The 17,195-nt window shown below is 73.2% G+C and carries 14 protein-coding genes; 8 read left to right on the top strand and 6 right to left on the bottom strand.

Annotated features, from left to right (window positions below; genetic code table 11):
• Nucleotides 1-46: 46 nt before the first annotated feature.
• Nucleotides 47-880 carry a PaaX family transcriptional regulator gene (locus ABT112_RS26190; protein ID WP_351513557.1) on the bottom strand — a complete coding sequence of 278 codons (834 nt, stop codon included), beginning with the start codon at nt 878-880 and terminating at the stop codon, nt 47-49.
• Between the two features lie 9 nt (nt 881-889).
• A complete protein-coding gene (locus ABT112_RS26185; protein WP_351513555.1) occupies nt 890-2,749 on the bottom strand; it encodes an AMP-binding protein in 1,860 nt (619 codons plus the stop codon).
• A 119-nt stretch (nt 2,750-2,868) separates the two neighbouring features.
• On the opposite strand from ABT112_RS26185, the gene ABT112_RS26180 reads away from it, so the two are divergent.
• On the top strand, nt 2,869-3,999 hold the full coding sequence (locus ABT112_RS26180) for an acyl-CoA dehydrogenase family protein (protein ID WP_351513553.1): 1,131 nt from the start codon (nt 2,869-2,871) through the stop codon (nt 3,997-3,999).
• Between the two features lie 62 nt (nt 4,000-4,061).
• The gene (locus ABT112_RS26175) at nt 4,062-4,496 is read left to right on the top strand and encodes a RidA family protein (RefSeq protein ID WP_351513592.1); all 435 of its coding nucleotides are present in this window, start codon (nt 4,062-4,064) and stop codon (nt 4,494-4,496) included.
• Between the two features lie 74 nt (nt 4,497-4,570).
• Here ABT112_RS26175 and ABT112_RS26170 read toward each other — a convergent pair whose 3' ends face one another.
• From ABT112_RS26170 to ABT112_RS26160, 3 genes are all read right to left on the bottom strand, one after another.
• Nucleotides 4,571-6,241 carry an LCP family protein gene (locus ABT112_RS26170; RefSeq protein WP_351513551.1) on the bottom strand — a complete coding sequence of 557 codons (1,671 nt, stop codon included), beginning with the start codon at nt 6,239-6,241 and terminating at the stop codon, nt 4,571-4,573.
• A 298-nt stretch (nt 6,242-6,539) separates the two neighbouring features.
• Entirely contained in the window at nt 6,540-8,570 is a 2,031-nt protein-coding gene (locus ABT112_RS26165) for a bifunctional polysaccharide deacetylase/glycosyltransferase family 2 protein (RefSeq protein ID WP_351513590.1), read from the bottom strand.
• A gap of 95 nt (nt 8,571-8,665) precedes the next feature.
• Nucleotides 8,666-8,995, bottom strand: coding sequence for a hypothetical protein (locus tag ABT112_RS26160; RefSeq protein ID WP_351513549.1), 330 nt, complete (start codon nt 8,993-8,995; stop codon nt 8,666-8,668).
• A 493-nt stretch (nt 8,996-9,488) separates the two neighbouring features.
• On the opposite strand from ABT112_RS26160, the gene ABT112_RS26155 reads away from it, so the two are divergent.
• A complete protein-coding gene (locus tag ABT112_RS26155) occupies nt 9,489-10,451 on the top strand; it encodes an MFS transporter (RefSeq protein ID WP_351513588.1) in 963 nt (320 codons plus the stop codon).
• Between the two features lie 151 nt (nt 10,452-10,602).
• Here the strand turns inward: ABT112_RS26155 and ABT112_RS26150 are convergent, their stop codons facing one another.
• Nucleotides 10,603-11,601, bottom strand: coding sequence for a bifunctional lysylphosphatidylglycerol flippase/synthetase MprF (locus ABT112_RS26150; protein WP_351513547.1), 999 nt, complete (start codon nt 11,599-11,601; stop codon nt 10,603-10,605).
• Between the two features lie 241 nt (nt 11,602-11,842).
• On the opposite strand from ABT112_RS26150, the gene ABT112_RS26145 reads away from it, so the two are divergent.
• From ABT112_RS26145 to ABT112_RS26125, 5 genes are all read left to right on the top strand, one after another.
• Entirely contained in the window at nt 11,843-13,528 is a 1,686-nt protein-coding gene (locus ABT112_RS26145) for an aldehyde dehydrogenase family protein (protein ID WP_502975447.1), read from the top strand.
• 173 nt (nt 13,529-13,701) lie between these two features.
• Nucleotides 13,702-14,835, top strand: coding sequence for an acyl-CoA dehydrogenase family protein (locus ABT112_RS26140; protein ID WP_351513543.1), 1,134 nt, complete (start codon nt 13,702-13,704; stop codon nt 14,833-14,835).
• A 9-nt stretch (nt 14,836-14,844) separates the two neighbouring features.
• Nucleotides 14,845-16,170, top strand: coding sequence for an aspartate aminotransferase family protein (locus ABT112_RS26135; protein WP_351513542.1), 1,326 nt, complete (start codon nt 14,845-14,847; stop codon nt 16,168-16,170).
• 4 nt (nt 16,171-16,174) lie between these two features.
• Nucleotides 16,175-16,684: a type II toxin-antitoxin system RatA family toxin gene (locus ABT112_RS26130; protein ID WP_351513540.1), complete on the top strand. Its 510-nt coding sequence runs from the start codon at nt 16,175-16,177 to the stop codon at nt 16,682-16,684.
• Complete coding sequence (locus ABT112_RS26125) at nt 16,684-17,178, top strand: hypothetical protein (RefSeq protein WP_351513538.1); 495 nt, start codon at nt 16,684-16,686, stop codon at nt 17,176-17,178. The genes ABT112_RS26130 and ABT112_RS26125 overlap by 1 nt, the downstream gene beginning before the upstream one ends.
• Nucleotides 17,179-17,195 lie beyond the last annotated feature (17 nt).

Genomic DNA, 17,195 nt, shown 5'->3' with positions numbered 1-17,195 from the left:
GGCCCGGGCCCGCACGAGCACTGTCGGGTCCGGCGGGCCCCGCCGGTCAGCCCGCCGCCAGCACTTCGCGCACATGGCCGGCCGCCGCCTCGCGCAGCCGGGTGTGGAGGGCCGCGAACACCTCGGCGCTCCGGCCGCCCGGCCAGTCCGCCGGCAGCAGTGCCGCCGGCAGGCCCGGGTCGGCGTACGGCACCCGCCGCCAGGAGTCCAGCGCCAGGAGGTGGTCCCGGTAGGCCTCGGCCGGGTCGCCGGCGGCCGGTCCGGACCAGCGCCGCAGCACCGGCTCGTGGGTCCGGAGGAAGTCCCGGTGGAGCTCCGCCGTGGCGGCCAGGTCCCACCACCGCGCCACCGAGCGCGCGGTCGGCTCGAACCCCGTGTGCGCCCCGGTGAACAGGTCGACGTACGAGGCGAGTTCCAGGCGCTCCAGCGTGTGCCGGGCCTCCTCCAGCAGGTGCGCGGGGGCGATCCACACCCCGGGGGCGGCCGTGCCGAAGCCCAGCCGCGCCAGCCGGGAGCGCAGCAGATGGCGCTTGTGGCGCTCCTGCTCGGGCACGGAGAAGACGGCCAGCACCCAGCCGTCGTCGAGGCGGGCGGGCGGCCGGTCGTAGATGCGCCGGTCGCCGTCGTCGAGGAGTTGCCGGGCGTCGTCGGAGAGCACATAGCCGGCCGCGCCGCTCTCCGCCCGGGCCGGCCGCAGCAGCCCGCGGCGCTTCAGCCGGGAGACCGCCGAGCGCACCGAGGGCGGGTCCACGTCCACCGCGCCCAGCAGCCGGATCAGCGCCGCGATCGGCACCGGGCGCCCGCCGCCGGGACCGCTCCCGCGCCCGTGCGCGCCGTAGAAGGTGACGATCAGGGACCGCGGTGTGTGCTGCTCTGCCACGGGGTCACTCTAGATCGCCGCCGCCGTCCCGGGGGTGCTGCCGTCCGCGCCCCTGCTGCCGTCGGCGCTCCCGTCCGGAGCGTCCGCGCCCCTGTCCCCGTCTCCCTGCCCGCGCGGAGAGTCCGCTGCCTCTGCGTCCCCGCGCCCGCCCGAAGCGTCCGCAGCCTGTTCGTCCCCGCGTCCGCTCGGAGTGCCGTCCGCCCCGCCGTCCCCGCTCCCGGCCGGTTCGCCGGGCGGCGCTTCGGTCCCGCCCGGGCCGCGGAGCCGGAACCGTTGCAGCTTCCCGGTGGGCGTCCGGGGCAGCGCGTCCAGGAAGACGATCTCCCGGGGGCATTTGTAGGGCGCTATCTCGGACTTCACGAACTGCCGCAGGGCCTCGCTCGCGGCCGCGTCCCGGCGCGCCCCGTCCCGCAGCACGGTGTACGCCACCACCACCTGCCCCCGGCGCTCGTCGGGGCGCCCCACCACCGCGGCCTCCAGGACGTCGGGGTGGCGCAGCAGGGCGTCCTCGACCTCGGGGCCCGCTATGTTGTAGCCGGCCGAAATGATCATGTCGTCGGCGCGGGCCACGTAGCGGAACCAGCCGTCGGGCTCCCGGACATAGGTGTCACCGGTGATGTTCCAGCCGCCGCGGACGTAACTGCGCTGCCGCTCGTCCGCGAGATAGCGGCAGCCGGTGGGCCCGCGCACGGCCAGCAGCCCCGGTTCGCCGTCCGGTACCGGCCACCCGTCCGGCCCGATCACGCGCGCCTCGAAGCCCGGAACCGGAATCCCGGTGGTGCCGGGCCGGATCGCCTCGTCGGCGGCGGAGATGAAGATGTGCAGCAGTTCGGTGGCCCCGATGCCGTTGATGATGCGCAGCCCGGTCCGGCGCCGCCAGGCGTTCCAGATGGCTCCGGGCAGGTTCTCCCCGGCCGAGACGCAGCGGCGCAGCGAGCTCACGTCGAGCCCCGGCCGTGCGTCGAGTTCCTCCAGCATCACCCGGTACGCGGTCGGCGCGGTGAACAGCACGGACACCCGGTGCCGTCCGATCGCGGGCAGCAACTGCCGCGGCCCGGCCTGTTCCAGCAGCAGGGCGCAGGCGCCTGCGCGCAGCGGAAAGACGACCAGCCCGCCGAGGCCGAAGGTGAAGGCGAGCGGCGGGCTGCCCGCGAACAGGTCGTCGGGCCGCGGGCGCAGCACGTGCTCCGAGAAGGTGTCGGCGATGGCCAGCACATCGCGGTGGAAGTGCAGGCACCCCTTGGGGCGGCCGGTGGTGCCGGAGGTGAACGCGATCAGGGCCACGTCGTCCGCGGAGGTCGCGACAGCCCGGTAGCCGGTGGGCGCGGCGGCGGCGCGGGTCCCCAGGTCATCGGGGCCGTCGCCGCCGTAGGTGGTGATCCGCAGGTCCGGCACCTCGGCCTTCGCGAGGTCGTCCACGGAGCGGATGTCGCACAGGGCGTGCCGGATCCGCGCCGTCGCGCAGATGCCCGCCAGCTCCAGGGGGCGCTGCGCGGCGAGCACGGTCACGGCCACGGCTCCCGCCTTCATCACCGCGAGCCAGCAGGCCGCCAGCCAGGGGGTGGTGGGGCCGCGCAGCAGCACCCGGTTCCCGGGCACCACGCCCAGTTCGGCCGTCAGGACGTGCGCGATCCGGTCGGTGCGCTCCTGCAACGCGCCGTAGGACCAGACCTCGCCCGTGCCGTCGACGAAGGCGGGGCGGTCCGGACCGAACCGCTCGACGGTGCGGTCCAGCAGCTCCGTACCGCAGTTGAGCCGGTCGGGGTAGCACAGCCCGGGCAGGCCGAACGACAGCTCCGGCCACTGGTCGGGCGGCGGCAGGTGGTCGCGGGTGAACGTGTCCACGTGGGCCGATGGCTTGAGCTCCATGGCGGTGCGCCCCCTTGCGCCGGTCCGGGAATCGGGGTGGTTCCGGCCGTGCGGTTGCTGAACGAGCGTAACGTGATAGTGACGACAGTCAACGGTCCGCGATAAGAGAGGGGCTGTCCGTGCCCGCATTCGCGCTGGAACCGGAGCAGGAGAAGTGGTGCGACCAGGTACGGGAGCTCGCCGCCGGGCGATTGCACGCCCTGGCGGCCGAGGGCGAACCGGGCCTGATCAACCGGCCGTTGGTCACCGCCCTCGGTGACGCGGGGCTGCTCGGCCGGGTCTTCCCGGCGGCGGGGGAGGCCGGGGTGTCCGCCCTCGACCTCTGTCTGCTCCGGGAGTCCCTGGCCCGGGAGTGCACCGAGGCGGAGACCGCGCTCGCGCTCCAGGGCCTCGGCGCCTACCCCGTGGTCCAGTCCGGCACCCCGGCGCAGCGGGCGGAGTGGCTTCCGGAGGTGGTGGCGGGCCGGGCGGTGCCCGCGTTCGCGCTCAGCGAGCCGGACGCGGGCTCGGACGCGGCCGCCCTGGCGCTGAGCGCCGAGGCCGACGGGCCGGGGCGCTGGCGGCTCAGCGGGGAGAAGTGCTGGATCTCCAACGCCCCGCACGCCGACTTCTATGCGGTGTTCGCCCGCACCGGGGAGGCCCGCGGCGCCCGCGGCATCACGGCGTTCCTCGTTCCCGCCGGGCGGCCGGGGTTGTCCGGCGAACCGCTCGCCCTGCTCAGCCCGCACCCCATCGGCACCGTCGTGTTCGACGGGGTGCCCGTCACCGCGGACGATCTGCTGGGCGAGCCCGGCGCGGGCTTCGGGGTCGCCATGCGCACGCTCAACCTCTTCCGGCCGAGCGTCGGCGCGTTCGCGGTGGGCATGGCGCAGGCGGCACTCGACGCCGCCCTGGCGCACGCCGCCCGGCGCACCGCTTTCGGCGGCCCCCTCAAGGACCTCCAGTCGGTCTCCCACCAGCTGGCCGAGATGGCCACCCGCACCGAGGCCGCCCGGCTGCTGGTGCACGCCGCCGCGGCGGCGTACGACCGGGGCGCCCCGGACATCGCCAAACGGGCCGCCATGGCGAAGCTGCTGGCCACCGAGACCGCCCAGTACGTCGTGGACGCCGCCGTCCAGATCCACGGCGCCCGCGCCCTGCAACAGGGCCACCTCCTGGAACACCTCTACCGCGAGGTCCGCGCACCGCGGATCTACGAGGGGGCCACCGAGGTCCAGCGCACCATCGTCGCGAAGGAGTTGTACCGATGAGCGAGTCGCAACGGGCCGCGAACGAGACGTCCGGTGAGGAGCGTGCCGACGGCGCGAAGAGCATCGGCGGCGCGGAGAGTACGGATGGCGTCGGCGCCCCGGCCGGCCTCCGGCGGATCAACCCGCCGGAGCTCTCGCCCCCCACGGGCTTCAGCCACGCCGTGACGGCCACCGGCGGGCGGCTGGTCCTGCTGGCCGGGCAGACCGCCCTGGACGGGAGCGGCGCCGTGGCCGGCGACACGCTCCCCGCCCAGTTCGAGACGGCGCTGTCCAACCTCCTCACCGCCCTGCGCGCGGCGGGCGGCGGCCCGGAGCACCTGGCCCGGGTCACGGTCTACGCCACGGACGTCGCCGACTACCGCGCCCACGCCCCCGAACTCGGCAGGATCTGGCGCAGGCTGGCGGGCCGCGACTACCCGGCCATGGCGGTGATCGGCGCGGTCCGGCTCTGGGACGAGCAGGCGATGGTGGAACTGGACGGGATCGCGGTGGTTTGAGGGGTGCCCGGGCCGCCCGCTCCACAGGGAGCGGGCGGCCTCGGATGCCGGCGGCGGGAGGTGCGCCCGCCCGCTCACTTGTCCGTGACCGTCACCCGCCGGTCGTTGCGCAGTTCGCTGAAGAGCTGGTTCGCCTTGGCCTCGTCCCACTCCACGGCGCTGCCCTTGGAGGTGCGCAGGTTCGTGTTGGAGACCGGGACGTTGATCTTCGTGCCCTGGCCGCCCGAGACGCTCTTCAGGCCCTTGAAGATGGCCGTGAGGTTCCACAGCCGGGTGTCCTTGTCCACGATGAGCGTGCCGAGCCCGGCGTCCATCGCGCCGTAGAGCTTGGGCGGGTCGAGCATGGTGTCCGTGTTGCCGGCCTTCTTGGCCAGCGCGGCCAGGAACTTCTGCTGGTTCTTGGCCCGGCCCAGGTCGCCCTCGGCCTCCTGGTGGCGCTGGCGCACGAAGGCGAGCGCCTCGGTGCCGTGCAGGGTCTGGCAGCCCTTCTTCAGGTCCGCGCCGGACTTCTCGTCCTTGATGGCCCGGTCGAGGCAGACGTCCACGCCGCCGACCGCGTCGACGATGTTCACGAAGCCCGCGAACCCGATTTCCGCGTAGTGGTCGATCCGCAGCCCGGTGTTGTTCTCGATGGTCCGGACCAGCAGTTCGGGGCCGCCCAGCGAGAACGCGGCGTTGAGCTTGTTCTTCGCCGGGCGGAGGTGCTTGCCGGTCTCGGGCCGGACGAACCCCGGCAGGGTCACCCAGGAGTCACGCGGCAGGCTGACCATCGTGGTCCTGCCCTTGGGGCTGGTGTGCAGCACCATCATCGAGTCGGTGCGGCGGCCCTCACCCGTGCCGGTGTGCAGGTCCTTCTTGGCCTGCGCGGTGAGCCCGTCCCGGCTGTCGGAGCCCACGATGAGGTAGTTGGTGCCCTTGCCCGCCGCGGGCCGGCTGCCGTACTTGTCCAGGTCGACGTCGTGGTTGAGCTTCCCCTCGCCCCAGGCGTACGCGCCGCCCGGGCTCACGAGCAGCGCCGCGGCCAGGATCAGCAGCGTCCGCTTCCTGCGGCGGGGCCGCTTCGCGCCGGACCCGGCGGTACGGCGCCCCTCCGGCCCGTCCCCGTCCCCGGCGCCCCGGTCGCCGCCGAACCGGGCCGGCGGGGTGCGCCGGCCCGCCGCGCGCGGCAGTTCGTCCTGAGTCGGCAGCAGGGGCGCTCCGCCCACCGTCGGCAGCGTCGACGTCTCCTGGGCGTGCAGCGGGTCCTGCTGCGGCGCGAGAGGGTCCTGCTGGGGGGCGGGCAGCAGGGGGTCTCCCTGGGACGGCGGCAGGGGGCCGCCCTGAGCGTGCGGCAGGTCGTCCCCGGGCATCGGCACGGGGTGGTTCCCGTACGCCGCCGCCGGCGTCACCTGCCCCGGCGGCAGCGGGTCCCCGGGCGCCCCCGGGTGCGGCGCGGCGCCGTAGCCGGGCGCCGTGCCGTAATCGGGCCCTGTGGCGTAGTCGGGCCCTGTGGTGTAGTCGGGCCCTGTGCGGTAGTCGGGCACGGACCCGTAGTCGGGCGCCGGAGCGTAACCGGGCGCGCCGTAATCGGGCCCCATGCCGTAATCGGGCGCCGCGCCGTAGTGGGGCCCCGTGCCGTAATCCGGCACCGCGCCGTATTCCGGCGCGTAGCCGTCCTGTCGCCACAGCTGCCCCGTGACATGCGCCGGCTCCGTAAAACCGCCGCTTCGGGTCTCGTCGGTCCAGTTGTCCGGCCAGTCGTTCATGACGTGAAAGTCTGCACGGTTACCGGGCGTCCTCGCCAAGCGGTTCGGATAACCGACCGAAAGAAGGGGAATTGTGCCGCCCGGCAGAACAAGACGAATCGCCAGTATCCCCGGACGCTGCGCAGAAGGTGAATTCCCGCAGGACAAGCACTTTTCACCGTCGACGGTATCCCGGGCGGGGTGGGCCGCCCGGGTGGTTCCCGGTGGAGGGCGTACGAAAACCCGGGCCGGGGGAGGAACCCCCGGCCCGGGCGGACGGTCGTTGCGGATGCGGTCCCGGCGAAACGGAACCACTCGTTCATTTCAACTGCACCGGCTTGCGCGCGGGTTCGCTGAGCACCTGCTGGCCCGCTGTTCCGGAACGCTGCATCCGATGCCACTTCAGCCGGCTGCCGAGCAGCGCGGTGACCACGGACTGGATCGTCACCAGGTACATCAGCTGCCGGTAGACGAACAGCTGCAGCGGCATCACCCAGAGCGTCCGCAGCCGTTCGCCGTCCAGCTTCAGCGCATAGCCGGCCCCGAGCATCTGGACGCTGAGGAAGCCGACCCAGATGAGGATCGACTGGGCCGAGTTCAGGAACAGCCCGCCGTACAGCGCGAAGACGTCCACGATCGGCGCGAACAGCGGCAGCAGGATCTGGAAGAACGCGAGATAGACCAGTCCGCGGCGGCCGAAGCGCCCCGGCGGGCCCAGCTCGACCACGGCCCGGCGGTGCTTCCACATCGCCTGCAGGGTGCCGTAGCACCAGCGGTACCGCTGCCGCCACAGCTGGCCGAGCTTGCTGGGCACCTCGGTCCAGGCGATGGCCGACTCCTCGTAGACCACCCGCCAGCCCGCGCGCCACAGCGCCATCGTCAGGTCGGTGTCCTCGGCCAGGGTGTCCTCGCTGACCCCGCCGACGCCCATCAGCGCGTCCCGGCGGAAGGCGCCGATGGCCCCCGGGACCGTCGGCATGCACTCCAGCATCTCGAACATCCGGCGGTCGAGGTTGAAGCCGAAGCAGTACTCCAGGTGCTGCCACTTGCCGAGCAGCCGGCTCCGGTTGCCGACCCGGGTGTTGCCGCTGACCGCGCCGACGGCCGCGTGGGCGAGCGGCTGGATGAGCCGGTGGATGGCGTCCGGCTCGAAGACCGTGTCGGCGTCCACCATGACCACGATGTTGTGCCGGGTGTGGGCCAGACCGGTGTTGAGCGCCGCGGCCTTGCCCGCGTTGGGCTGGCGGATCACCATCACCCGGTTGTCGGGAATGCTGCGGGCGATTTCCGCGGTCCGGTCCGAGGAGCCGTCGTCGATCACGAGGATCTGCAGCTGCTGGTGGGTGGAGTCCAGCAGGGACAGTACCGTCGCCTCGATCCCCGCCTCCTCGTTGTAGGCGGGCACCAGGACCGTCACCGGCTCGTTGACCTCCCGCAGCCAGGGCGCCCCGGGGCGGGCCCGGCCGATCCGCCGGACGTGGGCGCGGGCGAGGAGCAGCAGCAGGCCCAGCCGCAGCAGGGCCAGCGAGCCGCCGATGAGGAGGATCCAGCTCATGGCCCGGACGAAGGCGTGCCCCACGGTCTGCACCAGGAGCAGGGCCTTGCCCTCCCAGCGGCTCATGGTGGTCACCGGCTCGTTGGCGGTGGGGGAGCCGAGCCCCGCCGACACCGTGGTGAACTTCTTCGCGCGGGGGTCGCGGAGGAGCTTCTTCGTCTGCGAGTACGCGGTGTCGTTCTGGCTGAACTGCCGGACCAGGCCCTGCTGCGGCTTCCTGAGCGGCCCGTCGGCCGCGACCAGGACGTACCCCTCGGCGGCGGCCCGCCGCGCGGCCGTCCACTCGCCGCCGCACATGGTCTCCACCTGCGAGGTGAGCGGCAGCCGCACCATCTTGGTGTCGATCCCCGCGGAGCCCGCCAGCGCCGTCTGGGTGAGCGACAGCTCCAGCCGGGTGCGGGCGGCGCCCGCCTGGCCGAGGTCGGAGCCCGTGTAGGTGTTGGAGCCGATCTCGTGACCCTCCGCCAGGATCCGCCGCACCAGCGCCGGTTCCCGGGCCGCCTCGGCGCCGGAGAGGAAGAAGGTGGCGTGCGCCTTGTGGGCCCGCAGCAGCGCGAGCAGGCGTGGGGTCCACACCGGATCGGGGCCGCCGTCGTAGGTGAGCGCGACGGTGCCGGCGGGCATCGCCGTGGTCTGGATCCGGTCGCCCATGATGCTGAGCACCGGATCGCCGGTGTCCGCGGCTTTCGGTACGGGAGTGGTGCAGGGCTTCCGCGTCTGGACGGCCGCCACTTCGTGGGTGGTCCAGCCTTCGAAGATCAGAGCGGTGGCGACCGCGGAGATGACGATGATCATCAGCAGCCAGTGCGCGCGTGGGTCACGACGCTGCGCGTGCCGGGGACTCAAGGGACTGTGCCTCCCTGGGCCGGTGGGGGGACGGGCCAGGGCAGCTAGGGCTGCCGTGGCGGGGGTTTGCGTGCTGCCGGGACCTTGGTGGGGGTGGTCCGGTACGACACCACGTCAGCCTGTGGTGCGGCGCCACGCACCGTGGAGGCGGGAGCCGGGGGCTTGAACGTCCTGGGCGACTGCGGATCCGGCTGCAGCACGCCGAAGAGCGTGGCGATCATCAGCAGGAGATATCCGGCGCAGGCGCAGCCGACCGCGACGGCGGTCAGCCACAGGAGCCGTCTGCGGAGTCCCGAGGCACCGACGAACACCTGCGCCTGCTGGCTGCTGCTGTCTCCTTGCCGCTCGCTGCGGTTCCGGCCCCTTTTTCCCATGGCGGGCGAGTCTAACCAGCCTCGAACAGTCGTGTGTCTGGATCGCCAACCTCGTCCGGCCGTTCGGCCCACTGCCACTTGACCTGGGCGTTTCATCTGTGATTAGGCCTGTGCACGACAAGATCCCCTTCTGAACTGGGACGATGAGAAGACGGGGGTTTCGTTCCGCACCTGACCCGGTGGTCAGGAAGGCCGGGAGGGTCGCCGGACACCCATGGCGTAGATCACTTCTCCGCCGACCCGACCTGCACCGGAACGTGCTCCGGAACACAGAGTTGTCACGACATGGCCGCCGGGTGGCCGGTCGCTGAACTCCCGCCCGAATTCGGTGGAAAGCTGTCGCCGTCACCCCTTCGGTCGTGATGGTGAGGCCGGGGGATTCCATCAGGAAAAGGCCGGGTGTCGCCTTTCCCATGACAATGCCGCCTTGCCCCGCCAAGGGGGTTGACTGGTGATTCCGGAATCCGCGCCGGAATCGGGGTGATGTGCGGAAATACCGGCCGCATGCGGCTTATCGTGGGGCCGGTGTCGAACCTCCGCCGGACCGCTGCTGGGCGGGCTGCTCGTCTCCACGGTGGGCTGGCGCTGGGTGTTCTTCATCAACCTGCCCGTCGGTGTCGTCTGCCTGCTGCTGACCCTCCGTCACCTCGGCCGTTCGCCCCGGCGCGCCGGCCGGCCGGTGGACTGGCCGGCGCAGTGCGCGGTCGTCGCCGCGGTGGCCCTGCTCACCGCCGCGCTCAACGAGGCCGGGCGGCGCGGCTGGACCGATCCGGCGGTCCTCGGCGCGCTGGGCCTGGCCGTGGCGGCCGCCGCGGCGTTCGCGGTGCGGGAGCGGCTGGCCCGCTCTCCCGTCCTCCCGCCGGGCCTGCTGCGCTCGCGCGCGATGAGCGGCGGGGCCGTCATCGGGCTGCTGTTCAACTTCGGCTTCTACGGCATGGTGTTCACCGCCAGCCTCGACTTCCAGCACCAGCGCGGCTACAGCGCCCTGGGCGCCGGGGCGGCGCTGTTCCCCGCGGTGGCGATGACCATGTTCGCCTCCGTCCTGTCCGGCCGGCTGAGCCGCCGCACCGGGGACCGCCCGCTGGTGGTCTCCGGCATGCTGCTGGCCGCCCTCGGACTGGCCGGCTGGGCCGCTGCCGGAGCCGACCCCGGCTATCCGCTGCTGGTGGCTCCGATGATGGCCGTGGGGTTCGGCACCTCCTTCGCCCTCACCGGCTCGACCTCCACCGTGATGGGGGCGGCACCCGCCGGATACGCGGGCAGCGCCGCCGCCCTGTTCAACACCGCCCGCCAGATCGGCAGCGCCACCGGCGTCGCCCTCGGCGGCACCTTCCTCGCCACGGCCGCCGACTACGCCGCCGGGCTGCGGGTGAGCGTGGCCGTCGGGGCCCTCGCCTATCTGACCGCCGCGGCGCTCGCCCGGCGGTGCGTGCCGCCGAAGCCGAAGGGTGCGTGAACGGTGAACGCCTGGCGGTGCGTGCCGCCGAAGCCGGGGGAGGCGTGAACGGTGAACGCCGACCGGGCCACCGGCCGTATCACCGGGGGAGGCCCCGTACCACCGGATGCACGGGCCCCGACGCCCCTGACGGACACGCCCCGCGCCCCGGTCAGACGGACTTGGTGACCCGGAGGATCTGCCAGATCGCGGGAAGACCGGCCCGGCCGTGGAAGGCCAGGTACTCCGGGAGGACGAGGTCGGGCCCCCACTTCTCCTTGTAGGCCAGCTGACTGGCGGCGGGGTAGACCTTGTCGCCGCGCTCGGCCATCAGGCGCATGAAGCGGGTGGTCATACGGCTGGCCCCGGGCACCTCGTGCTCGGGGGAGAGGCCGACGAACGGCGTGAAGCCGAAGTGCAGCCACTCGGCGCCCTCGCCGCGGAAGGTCTCCATGGCGTGCAGGTTGATGGCCTCCATCACACCGGGCGGGGCGGTCGCCCGGCGGCGGCTGAGGTCGTGCAGCCAGCCGGGCCGCGAACCGTGGGCGGGGGCGTAGGAGATGTAGCCGATCGGGGCGCCGTCCAGCCGGCCGAGCAGCAGCCTCCGGTGCCGCTGGGCCGGGCCGCCGCACTCCCCGACCAGGAACTCGATCTCCTTCACGTGCCGGCCCTTGGCCTGCAGCCACTCCCGGTCGATGGCGGCGATCTCGTCGCGGTGCCCGTCGTAGGGGACCTCGGTCACCTCCAGGCCGCTCCGCCGCGCCTTGGAGATCTTGTTGCGCAGCTTCATGAACCGGCTGCCGCGCAGGGTGTGGTCCGGCAGCCGCACGGCGTACGAGGAGCCGACCTGGTTCACGGTGAAGCCGCACCGGGCGTACAACTCGGCGTCGGAGCGCTGGAGCTGCACGGCCACCACCTTGCGGCGCGCCGCCCGCGCGAAGCCGAGGAAGGCGCCGAGCAGGCGCTCCCGGTCGGCCTCGGGCGCGAAGACCCCGCCGAACTGGATCAGGAACCGGCCGGCCTCGCGGTAGGCGACCACCCCGGAGGAGGACGGGTCGGTGAAGTAGGCGTTGCCGGCGTTCAGGGCCAGGAAGGCGCTGGGGTTGTCGGCGCTCTCCCGGAGGGCGTCGGCCACCCCGTCCGGGTCGATCCTCCGGTTGACCGTGGTCATCCGCTTCCCCCTGTCGTCGTGAGCCGCCCGCGGAACGTGCCGGGCGCCATGCTCCGGGAGGGCGCTCTGATCGGTCTGACACGGCCGTCTCAGGGGCGTCTCCGCCGATTGTCAGGGCCGGCTGTGACAGTCGTCGGCGAGCGCATCACATTGGGACATTCCTCCCGTCCGCGAGGGCGGGGACGGGGAGCGGAGGATCTGCGTGTGCAGTGCCCGTACGGCGCCGGAGGCGTCGCATGTCATGGAGGACGCCGCCGGAACCACGGCGGGCGGCAGCCGGCTGCTGACCTACGCCTCGCTCGTCGACGGCAAGAGCGTCCCGAGTGACCAGTGGGTCTATGTGGTCGACTCGGACGCGCTGCTGGAGGACGCCTTCGCCAGCCTGACGCTCAAGCGGAAGCTGGAGAGCGGCCGGCTGGCCCCGGAGGACCTCCCCGGCGACAACATCGTCGGCCGGGTCGCCCGGGCGGACCGGGAGACCGTGCTGCAGGCCGTCGAGGCCGCGGCCCGCGCGACCGGCGAGTGGAACGCGTTCCCGCTGGACGAGCGGCTGGACCGGTTCGGCGCCCTGCTGCACCGGCGGCTGACCGAGAAGGCCGACCGCACCATCGAGATCCTGCTGCGGGAGGGCCACCCGCTGGCGCTGGCCCGCTGGCAGGTCTCCGGGGCCCTGGAGTGCTTCGGCCCCGAGTCCCTCGCCTTCTACCGCAGCCAGATGCTGCGCGAGACCCGGCACGGGGAGCGGCGCCTCTCCGTGCGCCGCCGGCCGGACGGCGTGGTCTGCCTCAACCCGCCGCAGAACGCCCCGCTGTCCAGCGCCCTGCTCGGCGTCACCGCGATGATGGCGGGCAACTCCCTCGTCGTCCGCGCCCCGCGCAGCGCCCCGCTCGGCGTGATGTACGTCCTCCACGAGGTCGTCGCGCCCGTGCTCGAGGAGCTCGGCGCGCCCGGCGGCACCCTGAACGTGGTCTGCGGCGACCCGGCCCCGGTGCTGTCCGCCTGGCTGGACAGCCCGCTCGTCGACGACGTCATGTACTTCGGCAGCAGCGAGGCCGGCATCCGCTTCCAGAACCGCTGCGTCGCGGCCGGCAAGAAGCCGATCCTCGAACTGGCGGGCAACGACGCGGTGGTGGTCTGGAAGGACGCCGACCTGGACCTCGCCGCCGAGGCGCTGACCGAGAGCTTCTACGGCTCCGGCCAGCTGTGCATGATCCCCAACCAGGTGCTGGCCCACCCGGACATCGCGGGCGACCTGGTGGCGCTGCTCGCCGAGAAGGCGCTGCAGATCCGGGGCGGTTCGGTCCGGGAGGAGGACGTGCTGCTCACCCCGGTGCTGCGCAACGAGAAGTTCTTCTCCTGCCTGGACGACGCCCTCGCCGGCGGCGCCGAACTGGTCTGCGGCGGCCACGCGATGCAGGCGGACGGCACCCGGGACGTCGCCGGCATCTTCCTGGAGCCGACGGTGGTGCTGGTCCGGGGGATGGAGGGGGCCCGCGGGATCCAGGCGGTGCGGCACGAGACGTTCTTCCCGCTGCTGCCGGTGATCGCGGCCGACCCGGCCCCGGAGGCCGTGCTGCTCGACCGCTTCGTGGACTTCGTCAACAGCAACCCGTACGGGCTGCGCAACTCGGTGTGGGCCCGGGACCCGGAGGTGGTGGACCACTTCGTCACCCGGATCACCCAGGGCGGGCTGCTCAAGGTGAACGACTCCCACATCGGCTTCCTGCCGGGCCTGCCCACGCACGGCGGCACCGGGCTGACCGGCGGGGTGTACGGCGAGGCCAACTACCCGATCCTGCGCACCTCGCACATCCAGGGCGTGAGCGTCTCCGACGGCTCCGTCCGCCCCCGGGAGGCCGTCTTCGGCGCCTGGCGGGCGATGCGCGGCGAGGGCCCGGAGCCGGCGGGCGGGACGGCGGGCCGCTGACCGCGCGCGGGTCACTCCCGAGCGAGCCCCGCGACGACACCCGCCCCGCGACGGAACCTGCCCCGCGACGGCCCCCGCCCGCAACAGCACTCGCCCGTAGCGGCACCCGTCACCCGCCCCACCCGGCCGGTGCGACCTGAAAGACGCAGAGAACGACAGAGAGCAGAGAGACCATGCGCCCACTCGACGCGGCACGCGTGACCTGTGAATCGTTCCTCCCGGGGCTGCTCGACCGCCTCGCCGGCCTGTCGCTGGCGGAGCTGGAGACCCCGCAGAGCCCGGCCATCGGCCTCTTCCGGGAGTGCGGCGGACCCGCGCTGGTGATCCCGAAGTCCTACGGCGGGCTCGGCGCCGACCCGCTCCAGGCGATGGCCGTGACCCGGGCCCTCGGCTCCCGCGCCCCGTCCCTGTCGGTGGCGACCACCATGCACCACTTCTCCGTGGCCACCCTGTTCAGCCTCGCCGACAGCGTGCAGAGCAGCGGCATGGAGTGGGCGCTGCTCGAAGGCGTGGCGGAACAGCGGCTCCTGGTGGCCTCCGGCTTCGCGGAGGGCCGGCCGGGGCAGGGCATCCTGTCGCCGACCATGTCCGCCCGGAAGGCCGAGGGCGGCTACCTGATCAACGGCGCCAAGAAGCCGTGCAGCCTGTCCCGTTCCATGGACCTGCTCACCGCCAGTGTGGCGCTGCCCGCCGACGACGGCGGCACCCGGTCGGCGGTGCTCCTCATCCCCCGGGAGACCGAGGGGGTCACCGTCCACCCGTTCTGGGCGAGCCAGGCGCTGGCGGGCGCGGAGAGCGACGAGGTCCGGCTGACCGACGTCTTCGTGGACGAGCAGCTGCTGATGCCCAACACCGCCGATCCGGGCGAGCTGGACGACCTCCAGACCGTCGGCCTCATCTGGTTCGAACTGCTCATCTCCAGCTGCTACCTGGGGATGGTCAGCGGACTCGTCGAGCGGGCGGTGGACGGGCGGCGGGGCAGCGAGTCGGACCGGGCCCGGGCACTGATCCGGCTGGAGACCGCCGCCCAGCTCCTGGAGGGCGTGGCCCGGCGGGTGCGGGACGGCGAGACCGGCAACGAGGCCCTGGCCCACGCGCTGACCGCCCGGTACGCGGCGCAGGACGCCCTGGGCGACGCCCGCGACCAGGCCGTGGAACTGCTGGGCGGCACCGCGTACATGGGCGCCTCCGACATCGCGGTGCTCGCCGCCGCCTCCCACGGGATCGGCTTCCACCCGCCGTCCCGCTCCGCCTTCACCGGCCCGTACCTGGAGCACGTGGCGGGCGAACCGCTGCGGCTGGCCTGAGGAGACCTCATGACGACCACACCCACCGCCCCCGTCCCCGCCGGCGCGCCCGCGGCAGGCAACCCCTACCGGGGCCCCGGCCGCGAGGAACTCGGCCGGATGTACCGGGAGCACATGAACCGGGGCCGGGCCACCCTCGGCGAGATGTTCGGCGGCCATGTCGAAGTGGCGTCCCAGGGCGCCTGGGTCACCACGGCCGAGGGGGAGCGCTTCCTCAACTGCGGCGGCTACGGCGTCTTCCTGATGGGCTCCCGGCACCCCACAGTAATCCGGCACGTCACCGAGCAGTTGGAGACCCACCCCATCGCCACCCGGGTCTTCCTGGAGCCGCAGGCGGCGCTGGCCGCCGAGGCACTGATCTCCGTCGCCCCGGCCGGGCTCTCCCGGGTCCACTTCGCCGGATCGGGCGCCGAGGCCGCCGAGACCGCGCTCAAGCTCGCCCGCACCAAGGGCCGGCACCGGCTGGTCGCCACGGTGAACGGCTACCACGGCAAGACGGCCGGCGCGCTCAGCCTCACCGGCAACGAGGTCTTCCGCACCCCCTTCCAGCCGCTGCTGCCGGACACCACGCATGTGCCGTTCGGCGACGCGGCGGCGCTGGAGACGGTGCTGGCGCAGGCGCCCGGCGAGGCCTGTGTCTTCGTGGAGCCGGTGCAGGGCGAGGCCGGGGTGGTCATCCCGCCGGCGGGCTATCTGCGCGCGGTGCGCGAGGCCTGCGACCGGCACGGGGCGCTGCTCGTCCTCGACGAGGTCCAGACCGGTCTGGGCCGGCTCGGCAGCTGGTGGGGGGCGGACGCCGAGGGCGTCACCCCCGACATCATGCTCGTCGGCAAGGGGCTCAGCGGCGGTGTCGTGCCGGTATCGGCCGTGGTGGCGACCCGGGAGGCGTTCTCGGTCTTCGACCGCGACCCGTACCTGCACACCTCCACCTTCTCCGGCGCCCCGCTCGCCATGGCCGCCGCCCGCGGCGCCATCGCGGCGATCAAGGAGGAGGACCTGGTCGGGCGCGCCCGGGAGCTCGGCGAGGAACTGCTGCCGGAGATCCGCCGGATCGCCGTGGCGCACTACGGGGACGCCGTCCGCGAGGTGCGCGGCCGGGGGCTGCTGCTGGGCATCGAGTTCGCCGAGCCGGGACCGGCCGGGGACCTGCTCATCGAGCTGATCGCCAACGGGGTGATCGCCAACCACTCCCTCAACTCCCACCTCGTCCTCCGCCTGACGCCGCCCGCGATCCTCGACCGCGGCGATCTGGACTTCCTCTACGAGGCGTTCGACCGGGCGTGCCGCGCGCAGGCGCTCCGTTACTCATCCACCGCCACCGCAGGAAGCAGCTGAGACCATGCGTACCGCAGAAGTTCTTCTCCGTGTCGACGGCGTCGACCCCGCCGCCGCGTTCGACCGCATCCACGACTTCGCCCGCTACCCGGAATTCACCGACGTGGTCCGGAGCGTGACCGTCCACGAGATCTCCCCGGACGAGGAGACCAGCGAGTGGAAGGTCTACTTCCGTAACGGCATCCTCGGGTGGACCGAGGCCGACCGCTTCGACCGGGAGTCGCTGGTCATCTCCTTCGAGCAGATCGACGGCGACTTCGCGGAGTTCTCCGGCAGCTGGCGGATCAGCGGCGACGGGCCCGACACCCTGGTCGCCTTCTCCGCCGACTTTGACTTCGGCATCCCCAGCCTCGCCGGCATCCTGGACCCGGTGGCCCAGCGGGTCTTCAAGGAGACCATCGCCCGCGTGATCATCGGCCTCTTCGGCGGGGCGACCGTCCTGGGCGACGAGACGGTGGCGCGGGCCGTCGCTGCGGCTGGCGAGCCCGCCCCGAGCACCCCGGCGCTGCGCTGATGGACGCGAAGAACCTCTTCGAGACGCCCACCACCTCCCGGCTGATCCGCCTGGAGTACGGGCTCGGCCTGGTGGTGGCGGCCGTCCTGTTCTTCACCCACCTCGACGAGGTCCGCTGGCTGCCGGCGGTCGGGCTGTTCCTCTACATCGACCTGATCGGCTACCTGCCCGGCGCCCTCGCCCACCACCGCAGCCCCGACGGGCGGATCCCCAAGGTCTACTTCGTCCTCTACAACGTGATGCACAGCCTGGTCACCCAGGGCCTGGTCGTGCTCGCCTGGATCTGGCTGTTCGGCGCCGAGTGGGCGCTGCTGGCCGTCCCGATCCACCTCTTCGGGGACCGCGCGCTGTTCGGCAACTACCTGAAGCCGTTCGCGCTGCGCTTCGAGCCCGAGATCCACCCGGCGTACGCCGCCTTCTGCGAGCGCTACGAGAGGTCCGGACCCGAGGCGGTCCCCGCCGCGGCGCCCGGCGGCGTGCCCGCCGCCGGCTGACCGCGCGGCGCCGTTCC

Source organism: Streptomyces sp. NPDC002055 (assembly GCF_040296705.1).
Lineage (GTDB): Bacteria > Actinomycetota > Actinomycetes > Streptomycetales > Streptomycetaceae > Streptomyces.
Note: the sequence above shows the minus strand (reverse complement) of the source record. Positions and strands in the feature narration are given on the sequence as shown.

Coding starts and splice junctions, on each gene's coding strand:
- ABT112_RS26185 (WP_351513555.1), bottom strand. CDS start 2,749: ATGGAGCTCAAGCCATCGGCCCACGTGGACACGTTCACCCGCGACCAC.
- ABT112_RS26170 (WP_351513551.1), bottom strand. CDS start 6,241: ATGAACGACTGGCCGGACAACTGGACCGACGAGACCCGAAGCGGCGGT.
- ABT112_RS26165 (WP_351513590.1), bottom strand. CDS start 8,570: ATGATCATCGTCATCTCCGCGGTCGCCACCGCTCTGATCTTCGAAGGC.
- ABT112_RS26160 (WP_351513549.1), bottom strand. CDS start 8,995: ATGGGAAAAAGGGGCCGGAACCGCAGCGAGCGGCAAGGAGACAGCAGC.
- ABT112_RS26150 (WP_351513547.1), bottom strand. CDS start 11,601: ATGACCACGGTCAACCGGAGGATCGACCCGGACGGGGTGGCCGACGCC.
- ABT112_RS26145 (WP_502975447.1), top strand. CDS start 11,843: ATGGAGGACGCCGCCGGAACCACGGCGGGCGGCAGCCGGCTGCTGACC.
- ABT112_RS26140 (WP_351513543.1), top strand. CDS start 13,702: ATGCGCCCACTCGACGCGGCACGCGTGACCTGTGAATCGTTCCTCCCG.
- ABT112_RS26135 (WP_351513542.1), top strand. CDS start 14,845: ATGACGACCACACCCACCGCCCCCGTCCCCGCCGGCGCGCCCGCGGCA.
- ABT112_RS26130 (WP_351513540.1), top strand. CDS start 16,175: ATGCGTACCGCAGAAGTTCTTCTCCGTGTCGACGGCGTCGACCCCGCC.
- ABT112_RS26125 (WP_351513538.1), top strand. CDS start 16,684: ATGGACGCGAAGAACCTCTTCGAGACGCCCACCACCTCCCGGCTGATC.